Origin of the sequence: Streptomyces sp. SID4985 (genome assembly GCF_009863025.1) — a bacterium.
GTDB lineage: Bacteria > Actinomycetota > Actinomycetes > Streptomycetales > Streptomycetaceae > Streptomyces.
Genome location: NZ_WWIR01000016.1, coordinates 1 through 2,468 on the forward strand (window position 1 = coordinate 1; position 2,468 = coordinate 2,468).

2 protein-coding genes and 1 pseudogene are annotated in these 2,468 nt (G+C 69.5%); all 3 read left to right on the plus strand.

Annotated elements, in window-relative coordinates; translation table 11 throughout:
- Positions 1–306 (plus strand): annotated as a pseudogene (locus tag GTW40_RS00625) (glucose-6-phosphate dehydrogenase); the annotation flags it as partial.
- Positions 303–1,229 carry a glucose-6-phosphate dehydrogenase assembly protein OpcA gene (gene opcA, locus GTW40_RS00630; protein WP_161178167.1) on the plus strand — a complete coding sequence of 309 codons (927 nt, stop codon included), beginning with the start codon at positions 303–305 and terminating at the stop codon, positions 1,227–1,229. The pseudogene GTW40_RS00625 and the gene opcA, both read left to right, overlap by 4 nt.
- A 1-nt stretch (position 1,230) precedes the next feature.
- Positions 1,231–2,468, plus strand: a 1,238-nt coding sequence (pgi, locus tag GTW40_RS00635) for a glucose-6-phosphate isomerase (protein ID WP_161178168.1), incomplete at its 3' end; no start/stop codon positions are given.

The window sequence follows — 2,468 nt, forward strand, 5'->3', positions numbered from 1 at the left end:
TTCGGCTCCAAGGTGCCCGGCACCTCCATGGAGATCCGGGACGTGTCGATGGACTTCGCCTACGGCGAGTCCTTCACCGAGTCCAGCCCCGAGGCGTACGAGCGGCTCATCCTGGACGTACTCCTCGGCGACGCCAACCTGTTCCCCCGTACCCAGGAAGTGGAAGAGTCCTGGAAGATCCTCGACCCGATCGAGGAGTACTGGGACACCCACGGCAAGCCGGCGCAGTACGACTCCGGCAGCTGGGGACCGCGAGAAGCCGACGAGATGCTCGCACGAGACGGACGGAGCTGGCGCAGGCCATGAAGATCGACCTGACCGACACCACGGCAAGCAAGATCAACAAGGCGCTGGTGGAGGGCCGCCGAGCGATCGGCACCCCGGCGGTGGGCATGGTCCTGACGATGGTCATCGTCACGGACGAGGAGAACGCCTACGACGCGATCAAGGCAGCCGAGGAAGCCTCGCACGAGCACCCCTCGCGCACCCTGGTCGTCATCAAGCGCCACCCGCGCACCCTGCGCGACCGGACCAACTCCCGGCTCGACGCCGAGGTCCGCGTCGGCTCCGAGGCCGGTGCCGGCGAGACCGTCGTGCTGCGCACCTACGGCGAGGTCTCCGAGCACGCCGGGTCCGTCGTGCTGCCCCTGCTGCTCCCCGACGCCCCCGTGGTCGTCTGGTGGCCGGTGGAGGCTCCCGAGGCGCCCTCCAAGGACTCCCTGGGCGCGCTCGCCCAGCGCCGGATCACCGACCTGTACGCGGTCGACCGGCCCCTGGAGGTGCTGGACACCCGTGCCCGCACCTACGCCCCCGGCGACACCGACCTCGCCTGGACCCGGCTGACCCCGTGGCGCTCGATGCTCGCCGCCGCGCTCGACCAGGCGCGGGTCAAGGTGACCTCGGCCGCCGTCGAGGCGGAGGCCGACAACCCCAGCGCCGAGCTGCTCGCGCGCTGGCTGGAGGCCCGCCTGAACGTGAAGGTGGACCGCGTCGTCAGCGGCGGCCCGGTCGTCACCGCCGTACGGCTCGGCACCGCCGAGGGCGAGATCGTGATCGACCGGCCCGAGGGCCCGCTGGCCACGCTGACCCTGCCGGGCCAGCCGCCGCGCACCCTGGCGCTGAAGGTCCGCCCGACCTCGGAGCTGATCGCCGAGGAACTGCGCCGCCTCGACGCAGACGAGATGTACGCCATCGCCCTCAAGGGCGAGGCCACCAAGGAGAACTCCTGACATGTCCGACGCACCGTCAGACACCCCCAAGCTCACCCGCAGGCCCGAGTGGACGGCGCTCGCCGACCACCGTGCCACGCCCCAGCCGCACCTGCGCGAGCTGTTCGCGACGGACCCGTCCCGCGCCGAGCGGTACGTCGTCCGGGTGGGCGACCTGCACATCGACTACAGCAAGAACCTGGTGACGGACGAGACGCTCGCCCTGCTCCAGGAACTCGCCACCGCCACCGGCGTGTTCGGGCTGCGGGACGCGATGTTCCGCGGTGACCGGATCAACGTGACCGAGGACCGCGCGGTGCTGCACACCGCGCTGCGTGCCCCGCGTGAGGCGGTGATCGAGGTGGACGGCGAGAACGTCGTCCCCGGCGTGCACGCCGTCCTCGACAAGATGGCTGCCTTCGCCGACCGCGTCCGTTCCGGTGAGTGGACCGGCCACACCGGCAGGCGGATCAAGAACGTCGTGAACATCGGCATCGGCGGCTCGGACCTCGGTCCGGCCATGGCCTACGAGGCGCTGCGCGCGTTCACCGACCGCGATCTGACCGTGCGGTTCGTGTCCAACGTGGACGGCGCCGACCTGCACGAGGCGATCCGGGACCTGGACCCGGCGGAGACGCTGTTCATCGTGGCGTCGAAGACGTTCACGACGATCGAGACGATCACCAACGCGACTTCCGCCCGCCAGTGGCTCCTGGAGTCCCTCGGTGACGAGAAGGCCGTCGCGCGGCACTTCGTGGCGCTGTCCACGAATGCCGAGAAGGTGTCCGGGTTCGGGATCGACGTGGACAACATGTTCGAGTTCTGGGACTGGGTCGGCGGGCGGTACTCCTTCGACTCGGCGATCGGTCTGTCGCTGATGATCGCGATCGGCCCGGACCGGTTCCGGGAGCTGCTGGACGGCTTCCGGATCGTCGACGAGCACTTCCGCACCGCTCCGGCGGAGGCCAACGCGCCTTTGCTGATGGGTCTGTTGGGGATCTGGTACAACAACTTCTTCGACGCGCAGTCGCTGGCGGTCCTGCCGTACAGCCACTATCTGTCGAAGTTCACCGCGTACTTGCAGCAGTTGGACATGGAGTCCAACGGCAAGTCGGTGCAGCGTGACGGGGCGCCGGTGGAGTGGCAGACCGGTCCGGTCGTCTGGGGCACCCCGGGCACCAATGGGCAGCACGCGTACTACCAGTTGATCCACCAGGGCACGAAGCTGATCCCGGCGGACTTCATCGGGTTCGCGCGCCC

Coding starts and splice junctions, on each gene's coding strand:
- opcA (WP_161178167.1), top strand. CDS start 303: ATGAAGATCGACCTGACCGACACCACGGCAAGCAAGATCAACAAGGCG.